Below are 14,402 nucleotides of genomic sequence, written 5' to 3'. Positions count from 1 at the left end.
CATGAGCCGCGCCTTCGTCAACGAAGACAACGCCGCCGCCCAGGCCGAGCAGCCGGTGGAGCGCCAGGTCAGTACCCAGCCCAATTACGTCACCCCACAGGGCCTGGCGCAATTGCACGCCCGCGTGGCGGCGCTGCAAGCCGAATACAGCCAGCAAAGCGCCCTGGACGAGGCCGCCGACAAACAGCGCCAGGCCGATATCGAGCGCGACCTGCGTTACTTCAACCAACGCCTCTCCAGTGCCCAGCTCGCCACGCCGGCGACCTCCACCGAGGTGGTGCAGATCGGCAGTCGCGTGACCTTCGCCAATGAACAGGACGAAGAGCAGCAGGTGCAACTGGTCGGCGAGGACGAGGCGGATGCCCCTCGAGGTTTGATCAATTGGGGCTCGCCCCTGGGTCGGGCGTTGCTGGGTGCGCGCCTGGGGGATGAAGTGCTATGGAAGCGACCGGCGGGGGATCAGTCGATCGAGATCGTGAGGATCGAACCGGCTTAGCGGCGTGCAATAAAAAAACGGAGCCCCGAGGGGCTCCGCTTTTCAACCAACGACCCGATCAGGCCAGTTTCTTGTGCCGTACACGGTGCGGCTGGGCCGCGGCATCGCCAAGACGCTTCTTGCGATCGGCTTCGTACTCGGTGTAGTTGCCTTCGAAGAACACCGCCTGCGAATCGTCTTCATAGGCCAGGATGTGCGTCGCCACCCGGTCCAGGAACCACCGATCGTGGGAGATCACAATCGCCGCGCCCGGGAAGTCCAGCAGGGCCTCTTCCAGGGAGCGCAGGGTTTCCACGTCGAGGTCGTTGGACGGTTCGTCGAGCAGCAGGACGTTGCCGCCCTCTTTCAAGGTCAGCGCCAGGTGCAGGCGACCCCGCTCACCACCGGACAGGTCCTTGACGAACTTCTGCTGGTCGCCACCCTTGAAGTTGAAGCGCCCCACATAAGTGCGCGATGGAATCTCGTAGTTGCCGATACGGATCTGGTCGGAACCGTCGGAAATCTGCTGGAACACCGTCTTGCTGCCGTCGAGGTCGTCGCGGCTCTGGTCCACACAAGCAAGCTGCACGGTTTCACCGATCTCGATGCTGCCCGAGTCCGGGGTTTCCTTGCCCATCAGCATGCGGAACAGGGTCGACTTACCGGCACCGTTACCACCGATCACGCCGACAATCGCGCCCTTGGGCATGCTGAACGACAGGTTGTCGATCAGTACGCGGTCGCCATAACCCTTGCTGACGTTCTTGAATTCGATGACCTTGTCGCCCAGGCGCGGACCGGCCGGGATATAGATCTCGTTGGTCTCGCTGCGCTTCTGGAATTCCTGCGACTGCATTTCTTCGAAACGCTGCAGACGGGCCTTGGATTTCGACTGGCGAGCCTTGGCGCCTTTGCGCACCCACTCCAGTTCTTCCTTCATGGCCTTTTCATGGGCCGACTGCTGCTTGGATTCAGCGGCCAGACGATCGGACTTGGCTTCCAGCCAGCCCGAGTAGTTGCCTTCGTACGGGATACCGGCGCCGCGGTCGAGTTCGAGAATCCAGCCGGCGACGTTGTCCAGGAAGTAACGGTCGTGGGTGATCGCAACCACGGTGCCCGGGAAGTCGTGCAGGAAGTGCTCCAGCCAGGCCACGGAATCGGCATCCAGGTGGTTGGTCGGTTCGTCGAGCAGCAGCATGTCCGGGGCCGAGAGCAGCAGGCGGCACAAGGCCACACGGCGCTTTTCACCGCCGGACAGGTGTTCGACCTTGGCGTCCCAGGCCGGCAGGCGCAGCGCATCGGCGGCGACTTCCAACTGGCGTTCCAGGTTGTGGCCGTCGCTGGCCTGCAGGATCGCCTCGAGCTTGGCCTGTTCGGCGGCCAGCTTGTCGAAATCGGCATCAGGATCGGCGTAGGCGGCGTAGACTTCATCCAGGCGGGCCTGGGCGTCCTTGATCACGCTGACCGCTTCCTCGACCACCTCACGGACCGTCTTGCTCGGATCGAGTTGCGGCTCCTGGGGCAGATAGCCGATATTCAGCTCGGGCATCGGCCGGGCTTCACCGTCGAATTCGGTGTCGACACCCGCCATGATTTTCAGCAGAGTGGATTTACCCGAACCGTTCAAGCCGAGCACACCGATCTTGGCGCCCGGGAAAAACGACAGGGAGATGTTTTTCAGGATTTCCCGCTTCGGCGGAACAACTTTGCTCAGCCGATGCATGGTGAAGACGTATTGAGCCATGGAGAACCTAGCGTCAGTGACAGATGAATAAGGGCGCGAGCGGTACCCGCAGTGAACAGGCCCCGTGTGCCAGCCAAGAGTTCAATCCATGGCCGCACCGGTCGATACCCTTACATAGGGAGCGTGAATTGCTGGCGCGTAACCGGTAAAACTACCTGAATGCGGCAGACAGGGCAAACCGCTCGGTCGAACAGGACTGGCACTTTGCCACAACTCAAGGCATGCTAGCCGCCCTTCGGGCGTCCGGCTTATAGTGCATGTCGCGCCAATCCAGCCCAACCGCAGGATCACAGTTTGACCAACGCCAATCCGCCATCGTCCGCGCGCGCAGCCAACCCGGCCTCGACTCCACCGCTGCGCGGGACACTCAAAGGCATACTGGCCACGCTGGTGCTGTTCCTGCTCGTCCTGCTGTTTTGGCAACTGATCGATCAATTCCAGCAAACCCGCCAACTGCAACGCCAGAACAGCATCGACTCGAGCGCCGACCTGGCCGAGCGCGTCAGCCTGAACATGGCGCTCAATGCGCAGATCGCCCTCAATCTACTACCGATCGTCGACAAACCCAACAACCGCGAAGAACTCCTGGCCTTGCTCGACCGGGTACGGGTGTCGATGCCGGACCTGCAAAGCATCGCCCTGCTCGACGCCAAGGGCGCCCTGATCAGCGACAGCGCTACCGACAGCCATGACGCCGCCTTCCTCGTCGAACAGGTCAAGCACAGCAACCGCAAGCAGACCTACTACTTCACCAATGACGATCACGGCTCGGCCGTTCACCTGTTGTTGCAGCAGGCCAGCGGCGAGAGCAACGGCTATTGGGTCCTGCGCCTGTCGCCCCGGCTGTTCCAGGACCTCACCCGCCCGGGCAATCAGGAATCGGGGGCCAGTTGGCTGATCGAAAACCGCAACAATCACCTGGTGATCAGCCGGGACGACGATATCGCCCCCACGCCGGTGCCGCTGAGCGCCGACGAAGAGGCCAACAGCGTGCTGGTCACGCCGCTGTCCAACAGCGACTGGCAACTGCGCGGCCTGTTCGACCCGCGCAAGGTGATCGAGGACCTGCTGCCGGCCCTGATCGGCAAATGCCTGCTGGGGCTGGGGTTGTCGCTGCTGCCGGTGCTGGCGTTGCTCAACATGCGGCGGCGCCAGTTGCAGGTCACTGAAGGACGCCGGCGCTACCAGGATATTTTCGAGGGTACCGGCGTTGCCTTGTGCGTCCTCGACCTTTCCGGGCTGCCGGTTTTCCTCGAACAGCATCGCCTGCTGGACAGCGAGTCGCTCAAGCACTGGATCGCCCACGACCCCGAGCACCGCCGGCTGTTGATGCAGGAGTTGCGGATCACCGAGGTCAACCTGGTGGCCCTGCGCCTGCTCAATGTCGATTCCCGTGAAAGCGCCTGGCAATGCCTGATCGACGGCTGCCCGAGCAATGCCGCCGGTATCGGCTACTCGCTGGTCGAAGCGCTGCTCAACCGCCAGAACCAGCTGGAACTGGAGATCAAGCTGAGCGCCGGCCAAGGCCAGGACCAGCACCTGTGGCTGGTCATGCGCCTGCCGGAGGACGCCAGCGACTATTCCTCGGTGATCCTCAGCATCACCGATATCACCAGCCGCAAGCTGATCGAACTGTCGTTGCTGGAACGCGAGGGCTTCTGGTCGGATGTGGTGCGTACCGTGCCGGATCACCTGTATGTGCAGGATGTGATCAGCCAGCGGATGATCTTCAGCAACCATCACCTGGGCCAGACCCTCGGCTACAACAAGACCGAGCTGCACCAGATGGGCGAATACTTCTGGGAAATCCTGCTGCACCCCGAAGACGCCGAGCACTATCATCGCCTGCGCCAGCAGCAGCGCCATGCCGGTTACAGCCAGTTGCTCCAGTGCCAACTGCGTTTCCGCCATCGCAACGAGCATTGGCGGCACTTCGAGGTCCGCGAGCAGGCCCTGGCCCGGGACAAGTATGACCAGGTCACGCGCATCATCGGCGTGGCCAAGGACGTCACCGACCAGATCGAGGCCAGCGAGTCCCTGCGCGACAGCGAGAAACGCTACCGGATGCTCGCCGAAAGCATCAGCGACGTGATTTTCTCCACCGACAGCCGACTGAGCCTGAACTACGTCAGCCCGTCGGTCCATGCGGTGCTCGGCTATGAAGTCGACTGGGTGTTCCAGCATGGCTGGCAGTCGACCATTGCCAACCCACAGCAACTCAATGGCATCTACCTGTTGATGGAGCGGGTCAGCAAGGCCCTGGACAAACCCGAGGAACTGACCGAACTGCGCGAACAAGTGCAGACCCAGTTGTTCCTGTTCGACTGCCTGAAAGCCGACGGCCGCAAGATTCCCATCGAATTGCGCCTGGTGCTGGTGTGGGACGAACACGGCGCCTTCGAGGGCATCCTCGGCGTCGGCCGCGACATCAGCCAGCAACGCCGGGCGGAAAAAGACCTGCGCATGGCCGCGACGGTTTTCGAGCACTCGACCTCGGCGATCCTGATCACCGACCCGGCCGGCTACATTGTCCAGGCCAACGAAGCGTTCAGCCGGGTCAGCGGTTACGCCGTGGCCGACGTGCTGGACCAGTTGCCGAACCTGCTCACCGTCGACGACCAGCAGGAAGCCCACCTGCGTTATGTGCTCAAGCAACTGGAGCAGCACAACACCTGGGAAGGCGAAGTCTGGCTCAAACGCCGTAACGGCGAGCACTACCCGGCCTGGGTCGGCATCACCGCGGTGCTCGACGATGAAGGCGACCTGGCCAGCTACGTGTGTTTCTTCACCGATATCAGCGAGCGCAAGGCCAGCGAACAACGGATTCACCGCCTGGCCTACTACGACGCCCTGACCCACCTGCCCAACCGCACGCTGTTCCAGGACCGCCTGCACACCGCGCTGCAGCAGGCCGAGCGGCAGAAGTCCTGGGTAGTGCTGATGTTCCTCGACCTGGACCGTTTCAAGCCGATCAACGACTCCCTGGGCCACGCCGCTGGCGACCGCATGCTCAAGGAAATGGCCACCCGCCTGCTGGCCTGCGTGGCCGACGACGACACCGTGGCGCGCATGGGCGGCGACGAGTTCACCCTCCTGCTGCAACCGCGGGCCACTCGGGAAATGGCCTTGAACCGGGCCATCAATGTCGCCGAGCAGATTCTCACCAGCCTGGTGACGCCGTTCGTGCTCGAAGGCCGCGAGTTCTTCGTCACCGCCAGTATCGGCATCGCCCTGAGCCCGCAGGATGGCAGCGAGCTCAGCCAGTTGATGAAAAACGCCGACACCGCGATGTACCACGCCAAGGAACGCGGCAAGAACAACTTCCAGTTCTACCAGGCCGATATGAACGCCAGCGCCCTGGAACGCCTGGAGCTGGAAAGCGACCTGCGCCACGCCCTGGAGCAGAACGAATTCGTGCTGTATTACCAGCCGCAGTTCAGCGGCGACGGCAAGCGCCTGACCGGCGCCGAAGCCCTGCTGCGCTGGCGCCACCCACGGCGTGGCCTGGTGCCACCAGGGGATTTCATTCCGGTACTGGAAGAGCTGGGGCTGGTGGTGGATGTCGGTGACTGGGTCCTGACCGAAGCCTGCCGCCAGCTCAAGGCCTGGCACCTGGCCAAGGTGCGGGTGCCCAAGGTCTCGGTGAACATCTCGGCGCGGCAGTTCTCCGACGGCCAGTTGGGCAAGCGGATCGCCAATATTCTCAAGGAGACCGGTGTCTCGCCGGCCTGTCTGGAGCTGGAACTGACGGAAAGTATCCTGATGCGCGAAGTCAGCGAGGCCATGCTGATTCTCGCAGGGCTCAAGAACCTCGGGCTGAGCATCGCGGTGGACGACTTCGGCACCGGTTACTCGTCGCTGAACTACCTCAAGCAGTTCCCCATCGACGTGCTGAAGATCGACCGCACCTTCGTCGACGGCCTGCCGTCGGGCGAACAGGATGCGCAGATCGCCCGGGCGATCATCGCCATGGCCCACAGCCTGAACCTGGCGGTGATCGCCGAAGGCGTGGAAACCCACGAGCAGCTCGACTTCCTGCGCGAGCACGGCTGCGACGAAGTACAGGGTTATCTGTTCGGCCGGCCGATGGCGCCCAATCGCTTTGAAGCGCAGTTCAGCAATGATGCGCTGTTCATGTTCGATTGAGCGCCGCTTATCCGCGACATGATGCCCTTTCATATGCCAGATAAAAGCCATTGGGTTAGAATGCCTTCTTTTCTGCCCCCGATCCTTGAGGACCGCCATGTTCAGCCGTGATTTGACTATTGCCAAGTACGACGCCGATCTCTTTGCCGCCATGGAGCAAGAAGCTCAGCGCCAGGAAGAGCACATCGAGCTGATCGCCTCGGAAAACTACACCAGCCCCGCGGTGATGGAAGCCCAGGGCTCGGTCCTGACCAACAAGTACGCCGAAGGCTATCCGGGCAAGCGTTACTACGGCGGCTGCGAATACGTCGACGTGGTTGAGCAGTTGGCCATCGACCGTGCCAAGGAACTGTTCGGCGCCGATTACGCCAACGTCCAGCCACACGCCGGCTCCCAGGCCAACTCGGCCGTTTACCTGGCCCTGCTGCAAGGCGGCGACACCATCCTGGGCATGAGCCTGGCCCACGGCGGTCACCTGACCCACGGCGCCAGCGTTTCTTCCTCCGGCAAGCTGTACAACGCCGTTCAATACGGTATCGATGCCAATGGCCTGATCGACTACGACGAAGTCGAGCGCCTGGCGGTCGAGCACAAGCCGAAAATGATCGTGGCCGGTTTCTCCGCCTACTCGCAGATCCTCGACTTCCCACGTTTCCGCGCCATCGCCGACAAAGTCGGTGCCTACCTGTTCGTCGACATGGCCCACGTGGCCGGTCTGGTCGCCGCTGGCGTCTACCCGAACCCGGTGCCGTTCGCCGACGTGGTCACCACCACCACCCACAAGACCCTGCGCGGTCCACGTGGCGGCCTGATCCTCGCTCGCGCCAACGCCGAGATCGAGAAGAAGCTGAACTCCGCCGTATTCCCGGGCGCCCAGGGCGGCCCGCTGGAGCACGTGATCGCGGCCAAGGCGATCTGCTTCAAGGAAGCGCTGCAGCCTGAGTTCAAGGCCTATCAGCAACAAGTGGTGAAAAACGCCCAGGCCATGGCCGAAGTGTTTATCGAACGCGGTTTCGACGTGGTTTCCGGCGGTACCAAGAACCACCTGTTCCTGCTCTCGCTGATCAAGCAGGACATCTCCGGTAAAGACGCCGACGCCGCACTGGGCAAAGCCTTCATCACCGTGAACAAGAACTCGGTGCCGAACGACCCACGCTCCCCGTTCGTCACTTCCGGCCTGCGTTTCGGTACCCCGGCTGTCACCACCCGTGGCTTCAAGGAAACCGACTGCCGCGAACTGGCCGGCTGGATCTGCGACATCCTGGCTGACCTGAACAACGAAGCGGTGATCGACGCCGTTCGCGAGAAGGTCAAGGCCATCTGCAAGAAGCTGCCGGTTTACGGCGCTTGATAGCGGTTCGCTGAAAGCCCACCTGGCCGACAGGCCGGTGGACTGAAACCAATGCCCCGACTTGTCGGGGCATTGGTGTTTTTGTCGCCTGTAAAAGCAAAGCCTTTACACCTTGCCATCAGCTTTCACATTCACAGACGGAAACGCCTGTCGGTCAGTGACGACTTTCGCCAATACGTCTGGCGATGCGTAAAGGACATGCTGATACCTCATTCAAAACGAGGTTTCAGCCATGATAAAACCCATTATCCGAGGCGCCACACTGGCCGTATTCAGCATCGCGTTCACCACGGCCGTACACGCAGACACCACCACGGATAACGAGTACAACTGCTTTGCACTCACGCCTTCACCCCAAGCACCACAAGGCGTCGACGTCGCCCACGAAAGAATGCTCGCGACCACTGCGCAAGGTGCGGAAGTCAAAATGGCCCGCAAGTATCTCCAGGCTGAAACTGTTCGCTGCTTCTAGAACCGAAGACGTGCCGTCAACCCGCGGCCACTCGGTCCCCCTCCAAAAGCCCGGCCAGCGATGACCGGGCTTTTTTTCGCCTGGAGAAAATTCGCCGCCAGTTGCCCTCCCCGTAGCAAAGCAATCTCTCTGCAGTGGAGCACCACTTTGTGGGAGCTGGCTTGCCGGCGATGGCGGTCTTGAGGCTTGCGTCGCTCTTGCGGGCCTCTTCGCCGGCAAGCCAGCGCCTACAGGACTGGCACCACCGGTCAGACCGGTCCTACCAATTTTGCGAAAACCTCTTGTTATCCCGGAAAAACCGGGCGTAGACTGACCCCGCACTGGACATACCGGTAAGACCACAACAATTAAGTTCCGAAGCTGCGGCCACAGGCACAGATCACGGAACGCCGACCAGGATCCTCCCCATGCTCAGATGGTGCTCGCGTTCGATTTTCCTTCAGGTTGTCCTTGGACTGGTGCTCGGCATCATCTGCGGACTCGCCCTTCCCGAATTCTCCGTCCAACTCAAACCCCTCGGCGACGGCTTTATCAAGCTGATCAAGATGCTGATCGGACTGATCGTCTTCTGCGTGGTGGTCAGTGGCATCTCCGGTGCCGGCGACCTGAAGAAAGTCGGGCGAATCGGCCTCAAATCGGTGATCTACTTCGAAGTCCTGACTACCATCGCCCTGTTGATCGGGCTGATCCTGGCCTTCTCCACCGGCATCGGCAGTGGCGCCAATATTCACCTGGAGCAGCTGTCCAAGGTGGCCCTGGGCGACCTCGCCGACCGTGGCCAGCATATGCGCGGGACCACGCAGTTCCTGATGGACCTGATCCCCAACTCGGTGATCGGCGCCTTTGCCGACAACAATATTCTCCAGGTCCTGCTGTTCTCCGTACTGTTCGGCAGCGCCCTGAACCTGGTGGGCGAGTCGGCGTCAGGCATCTCCCGCTTGATCAATGAACTCAGCCACGTGATCTTCCGCATCATGGGCATGATCGTGCGCCTGGCGCCGATTGGCGTCTTCGGCGCCATCGCTTTCACCACCAGCACCTACGGCCTGGACTCGCTGCGCCAGCTCGGCAGCCTGGTGGCGTTGTTCTACGTGACCTGCCTGTGCTTCGTGCTGGTGATCCTCGGCCTGGTGATGCGCCTGTCCGGCCTGCGGATCCTGCCCTTCCTCAAGTACCTGCGCGAAGACCTGCTGATCGTGATGGGTACAGCGTCCTCGGATGCCGTGCTGCCGCAGGTCATGCGCAAGCTCGAGCACCTGGGGATAGGCAGTTCGACGGTGGGCCTGGTGATCCCGACCGGGTACTCGTTCAACCTGGACGGTTTCTCGATCTACCTGACCCTGGCCATCGTCTTTATCGCCAATGCCACCGGCACCCCGCTGGCGCTGACCGACCTGCTGACCATCCTGCTGGTGTCGCTGATCACCTCCAAGGGCGCCCACGGTATTCCCGGCTCGGCCCTGGTGATCCTCGCCGCCACCCTGACGGCCATTCCGGCGATCCCGGTGGTCGGGCTGGTGTTGGTGCTGGCGGTCGACTGGTTCATGGGCATCGGCCGGGCCATGACCAACCTGGTCGGCAACTGCGTGGCGACCGTGGCCATCGCCCGCTGGGAAAAGGACATCGATGTGCAGCGGGCCCACAAGGTCCTCGATGGCCAGCAAGGTTATGCCTTTACGCCGAGAAAGCCGGCAACACCGGCTCATCAGCAGGAGTTTTGATGCCAGGCGCCCGGGGACGGGCGCCGGTACTGGCCCCAGGCCCGCGAAACAAGCGCCGGCCTCGGGTCGTGGCCTCACCGTTTTATCTGGAGTACACCGTGATTACCTCAACCGTTGTCAATTCAGTCGTAGAAAAACTCCGGGCGGCCCTGGCCCGGGGCCAGTGGCGCCGTGGTGAGATGCTGCCGGGCCAGCGTGAACTGGCCGAACAGCTGGGTATCAGCCGCCCGAGCCTGCGCGAAGCCGTGACCGTGCTGGAAACCCTTGGCCTGGTGCGCTCGATGCCGGGTAAAGGGGTGGTGGTGCTCGACGCCGCCCCCAGCGAAACCTCGACCGCCCACAGCGGCGTGGCCGACGCCAGCCTCGAAGATGTGCTGCAACTGCGCTACACCCTGGAGCCGTTTATCGTCGGGCTGGTGGCGCAGTCCATCAGCAGCAAGGAAGTCGGCCAGTTGCGCCTGACCCTGATGGACATGCGCGAAGCCCTGGAGGCCGACGACAGCGAAGCCGGGATGAACGCCTACATCGCCTTCCATGAAGAGCTGTTCGCCCTGACCTCCAACCCGATCTTCCAGAACGTGGTGCAACAGACCAGCAACGCCCTCAAGCAGAGCGCCGAGGTCCTGCGCAATTCGCCGGAACACCTGGCCGAACGCCTGCTGGAAAACGAAGCCGTGGTGCGCGCCATCCGCAACAAGAACAGCGCCCTGGCCAGCGCGGAAATGCGTCGCCATATCCTCCAGGAAGGCCGGCGCATGGGCATCGAACTCACCATCCCGGACGACCATCTGGGCAGTACCGAGCAATAACCCACCCGCCAAGGGGAGACCGGATATGAACAGCGTTGCGACATCCCTGCCCTTCACCGCCCGGCGTACCGTGGTGCCGCCACAAGGCCCGTCCTTCTGCGCCGAGACACTCTACGCCCAGGTGTTCGAAGACATCCTCGACCGCCAGTTTGCCGAGGGGTTGAGTGAAGAGGCCCTGATCCGCGTCTACGGCGCGGGTCGCAGCCAGGTGCGCCGGGTCATGAGCCGTCTGGCGCGGCAACAGATCATTCTTACCCGCCCCAACCAACGCGCCCGGGTCGCCGAGCCGGACGCCGAACAGATCCGCCAGACCCTGCAAGCGCGGCGGCTGGCCGAGATCAGCGTTATCGAGCTGGTTTGCGCCAAGTCCGCTGGACTGACGTTTGCAGCGCTTCGCACGCTGGTCGCCCGTGAACGCCAGAATGCCGAAACTGGCCGGCAGAGCACGGCGACAAGGCTGGGGGGCGAGTTTCATCTGGAATTGGCGAGGATGGCCGGCAACGCCCCCCTGGCGCACTTTCTCAGCGGGCTGGTGCCGCTGACCGGGTTGGCCCTGGCGCAACATTCGGCGCGCAACGAGGACTGGCGAGTACGTGAGGCCATCGTCAATGCCGTGGAGAACGGCAATGCGGGAGTCGGCGTCGAATGGCTGACGGAGTATCTGGATCAGCTTGGCGTCCTGCAGTGGTCCTGAGTCCGCCAAAATCTCCCCAGGAAGCCAGCCGTCCCAGTTAAACGCGGACCCAACCGTGGCGAGCGGGCTTGCCTTAATGCCGTTCATGTCGAGGGGAATGGAATATTGAAAACGCCACTTAACCTGTAGGAGCAGGGCTTGCCCGCGAAGCTTTTAGCGATCTTGAGGCCCCCTTCGCTGGCAAGCCATGCTCCTACAAGGACGGTGTTCGGCCTTAACTGAACGGCATCAGGGTTTGCCCAGTCACCACAGTGCTCACATCAAGCCGTCGCGACCTTCGCAAAGCCTTCGCGAATCTTCTCTTCCGGCAGGTCATCGGCAATAAACACGATCACGCTCTCCCGCGCCGCGCCCTCTTCCCACTCGGTGTCCCAGTCGAAACCGTACAGCTTGAGCACCCCCTGGAACACCATGCGCCGGGGCTCCCCGGCGATATTCAACACGCCCTTGTAGCGCAGCAACTGTTTGCCGTGATCTTCCAGCAGCTCATTCATGAACTCGCTGAGCTTGTCGATATCCAGCGGCTGATCGGTACGCAGCACCAGGCTGGAAATACGGTCGATGGATGCGGCCTTGCTGACCGGACGCAAACTCAAGCCGCCACCCAGGTCGGCATTGAGATTGAAGCCGCGCACATCGAGCAGTTCGGCCAGATCAATGTTGCCGTGCTCGACGATACGGATCGGTGCCCGGCGATTGATCCGCGTCAGCCGTTCGCTCAAGGCCGTAAACGTCGCTTCATCCACCAGGTCACGCTTGCTCACCAGCAGCCGGTCGGCAAAACCGATCTGCGCCTGGGCGATGGCCTGGGTCAGGTGGTGCTCGGCATGGGCCGCGTCCACTAGGGTGATGATGCCGTCGAGCAGATAACGCTCGCGCAATTCCTCGTCGATAAAAAAGGTCTGCGCCACCGGGGCCGGGTCGGCCAAACCGGTGCACTCGATCACCAGCCGGTCGAAGGCGATTTCGCCGCTGTCCAGGCGCTCCAGCAGCAGATACAGGGCCTTGGTCAGGTCAGTGTGAATGGTGCAGCAGACGCAGCCGTTGGACAGCGTCATCACTTGCACCGGCTCGGCACCCAGCAGTTGGGTGTCGATGCCGGCGTCGCTGAATTCGTTCTCGATCACGGCGATTTTCAGGCCGTGCTCGGCTTTGAGCAGATGGCGCAGCAAGGTGGTCTTGCCGGCGCCGAGGAAACCGCTCAGGACGGTCACAGGAATAGGAACTGACAAACAGAAATCTCCCATACGCTAAAAAAACGATGGGAGCCCGGCTTGCCGGCGATGGCGTCCGCAAGATCGCCATCGCCGGCAAGCCGGGCTCCCACAGTGACAGTGTTCAGCCTTGAATAACCCGGTACGCCCTCAAAAGAGCGACACCCGGGTCAACAGCACTTCGGCCCGCCCTTGCCGCCATAACGGGCTTCCTGGCGTTCCCGGAAGAACGCCTCGTAGGTCATGACCGGCTTGTCCGGGTGCTTGTTCTGCATATGCTCGACGTAGGTGTCGTAGTCGGGCATGCCGACCATCAGGCGCGCGGCCTGACCGAGGTATTTACCGAGGCGACTCAGGTCGTTGAACATGGCGGTATTCCTCTTTTACGCTTCAGGCACGGCCTGGAACGGGGTTTCTTTGTCCGTGCGTTCCTTGTTGCCCCAGGCCGAGACACCGACCTTGATGGCATAGAACAGCACACTGAATACCACAAACAGGAAGAGTGCCGTCAACGCCGCGTTGGTATAGGCATTGAAGATCACGTGCTGCATCTGGTTGATGTCCTTGGCTGGGGCGATCACCTGCCCTGCCTCCAACGCTACGCTGTATTTCTTCGCCAGGGAAAGGAAACCGATGGCCGGATTGGCATCGAACAGCTTGATAAAGCCGGCGGTGGTGGTGCAGATCAACAGCCAGGCGGCAGGCAGCAAGGTCACCCAGATATAGCGCTGGCGTTTCATCTTGATCAGCACCACGGTGCCGAGCATCAGCGCGATACCGGCCAGCATCTGGTTGGAGATACCGAACAGCGGCCACAAGGTGTTGATGCCGCCCAACGGGTCGATCACGCCCTGGTACAGCAGGTACCCCCACATGGCCACGCAGCCGGCGGTGGCGATCAGGTTGGCGGTCCACGACTCGGTGCGCTTGAGCGCCGGGACGAAGGAGCCGAGCAGATCCTGCAACATGAAACGTCCGGCACGGGTACCGGCATCCACCGCCGTCAGGATAAACAGTGCTTCGAACAGGATCGCGAAGTGGTACCAGAACGCCATGCTGTTCTCACCGGGGAGGACATGGTGGAGGATCTGCGCGATACCGACCGCCAGGGTCGGCGCACCGCCGGCACGTGACAGCACGGTGGTTTCACCGATGTCCTTGGCCACGGCCAGCAGGGCGTCAGGGGTGATCGCAAAGCCCCAGCTGGTGACGGTCTGTGCCACCGTCACCACATCACTGCCGACCGCCGCCGCCGGGCTGTTCATGGCGAAGTACACGCCTGGCTCGATCACCGAAGCGGCGACCATCGCCATAATGGCCACAAAGGACTCCATCAGCATGCCGCCGTAACCGATGTAGCGGGCGTTGGTTTCCTTGTCCAGCAGCTTGGGCGTGGTCCCCGAGGCAATCAGCGCGTGGAAGCCCGAGACGGCACCACAGGCGATGGTGATGAACAGGAACGGGAACAGGCCGCCTTTCCAGACCGGACCTGTGCCGTCGACGAACTGGGTCAGCGCCGGCATTTTCAGCACGGGCATGGTGATCAGGATGCCGATCGCCAGGGCGATGATGGTGCCGATCTTGAGAAAGGTCGACAGGTAGTCGCGCGGCGCCAGGATCAGCCAGACCGGCAACACTGCTGCCACAAAACCGTAACCGACCAGCATCCAGGTGATCTGTACGCCAGTGAAGCTGAAGGCCTTGGCCCACACAGGGTCGGCGGCAATCTGCCCGCCCAGCCAGATCGAGCCGAGCAACAGGAGCACGCCGACAATG

11 protein-coding genes are annotated in these 14,402 nt (G+C 62.2%); 7 read left to right on the top strand and 4 right to left on the bottom strand.

Translation table 11 applies throughout. From position 1 onward, the window contains the following. Nucleotide 1 precedes the first annotated feature (1 nt). A complete protein-coding gene (locus M5C71_RS06385; protein ID WP_248767496.1) occupies nt 2-496 on the top strand; it encodes a GreA/GreB family elongation factor in 495 nt (164 codons plus the stop codon). A 58-nt stretch (nt 497-554) separates the two neighbouring features. On the opposite strand, the gene ettA is transcribed toward M5C71_RS06385, so the two are convergent. After that, nucleotides 555-2,219: an energy-dependent translational throttle protein EttA gene (ettA, locus tag M5C71_RS06380; protein ID WP_100941451.1), complete on the bottom strand. Its 1,665-nt coding sequence runs from the start codon at nt 2,217-2,219 to the stop codon at nt 555-557. 294 nt (nt 2,220-2,513) lie between these two features. Between ettA and M5C71_RS06375 the strand changes: the two genes are divergently transcribed. From M5C71_RS06375 to M5C71_RS06350, 6 genes are all read left to right on the top strand, one after another. Then, the gene (locus tag M5C71_RS06375; protein ID WP_103497056.1) at nt 2,514-6,365 is read left to right on the top strand and encodes a bifunctional diguanylate cyclase/phosphodiesterase; all 3,852 of its coding nucleotides are present in this window, start codon (nt 2,514-2,516) and stop codon (nt 6,363-6,365) included. A 97-nt stretch (nt 6,366-6,462) separates the two neighbouring features. After that, nucleotides 6,463-7,716 (top strand): serine hydroxymethyltransferase, encoded by a 1,254-nt coding sequence (glyA, locus tag M5C71_RS06370; protein ID WP_103497057.1) that lies wholly within the window; start codon nt 6,463-6,465, stop codon nt 7,714-7,716. Between the two features lie 232 nt (nt 7,717-7,948). Continuing rightward, entirely contained in the window at nt 7,949-8,188 is a 240-nt protein-coding gene (locus tag M5C71_RS06365; RefSeq protein WP_103497058.1) for a hypothetical protein, read from the top strand. A gap of 407 nt (nt 8,189-8,595) precedes the next feature. Continuing rightward, nucleotides 8,596-9,909: a C4-dicarboxylate transporter DctA gene (locus M5C71_RS06360; protein WP_103497059.1), complete on the top strand. Its 1,314-nt coding sequence runs from the start codon at nt 8,596-8,598 to the stop codon at nt 9,907-9,909. A gap of 98 nt (nt 9,910-10,007) precedes the next feature. Beyond that, the gene (locus M5C71_RS06355) at nt 10,008-10,718 is read left to right on the top strand and encodes an FCD domain-containing protein (RefSeq protein ID WP_248767495.1); all 711 of its coding nucleotides are present in this window, start codon (nt 10,008-10,010) and stop codon (nt 10,716-10,718) included. Between the two features lie 25 nt (nt 10,719-10,743). Then, complete coding sequence (locus M5C71_RS06350; RefSeq protein WP_248767494.1) at nt 10,744-11,412, top strand: GntR family transcriptional regulator; 669 nt, start codon at nt 10,744-10,746, stop codon at nt 11,410-11,412. Nucleotides 11,413-11,672: 260 nt separating this feature from the next. On the opposite strand, the gene yjiA is transcribed toward M5C71_RS06350, so the two are convergent. The 3 genes from yjiA to M5C71_RS06335 all read right to left on the bottom strand — a co-directional run. Next, nucleotides 11,673-12,659: a GTPase gene (gene yjiA, locus M5C71_RS06345; protein WP_177099323.1), complete on the bottom strand. Its 987-nt coding sequence runs from the start codon at nt 12,657-12,659 to the stop codon at nt 11,673-11,675. Nucleotides 12,660-12,796: 137 nt separating this feature from the next. After that, nucleotides 12,797-12,994: a YbdD/YjiX family protein gene (locus M5C71_RS06340; RefSeq protein ID WP_017123431.1), complete on the bottom strand. Its 198-nt coding sequence runs from the start codon at nt 12,992-12,994 to the stop codon at nt 12,797-12,799. A gap of 15 nt (nt 12,995-13,009) precedes the next feature. Continuing rightward, on the bottom strand, nt 13,010-14,402 hold a 1,393-nt coding region (locus tag M5C71_RS06335), incomplete at its 5' end, for a carbon starvation CstA family protein (protein ID WP_248767493.1).

The organism is Pseudomonas sp. MWU12-2345, from assembly GCF_023242385.1.
In the GTDB taxonomy this organism is placed as follows: Bacteria; Pseudomonadota; Gammaproteobacteria; order Pseudomonadales; family Pseudomonadaceae; genus Aquipseudomonas; species Aquipseudomonas gingeri_D.
Note: the sequence above shows the minus strand (reverse complement) of the source record. Positions and strands in the feature narration are given on the sequence as shown.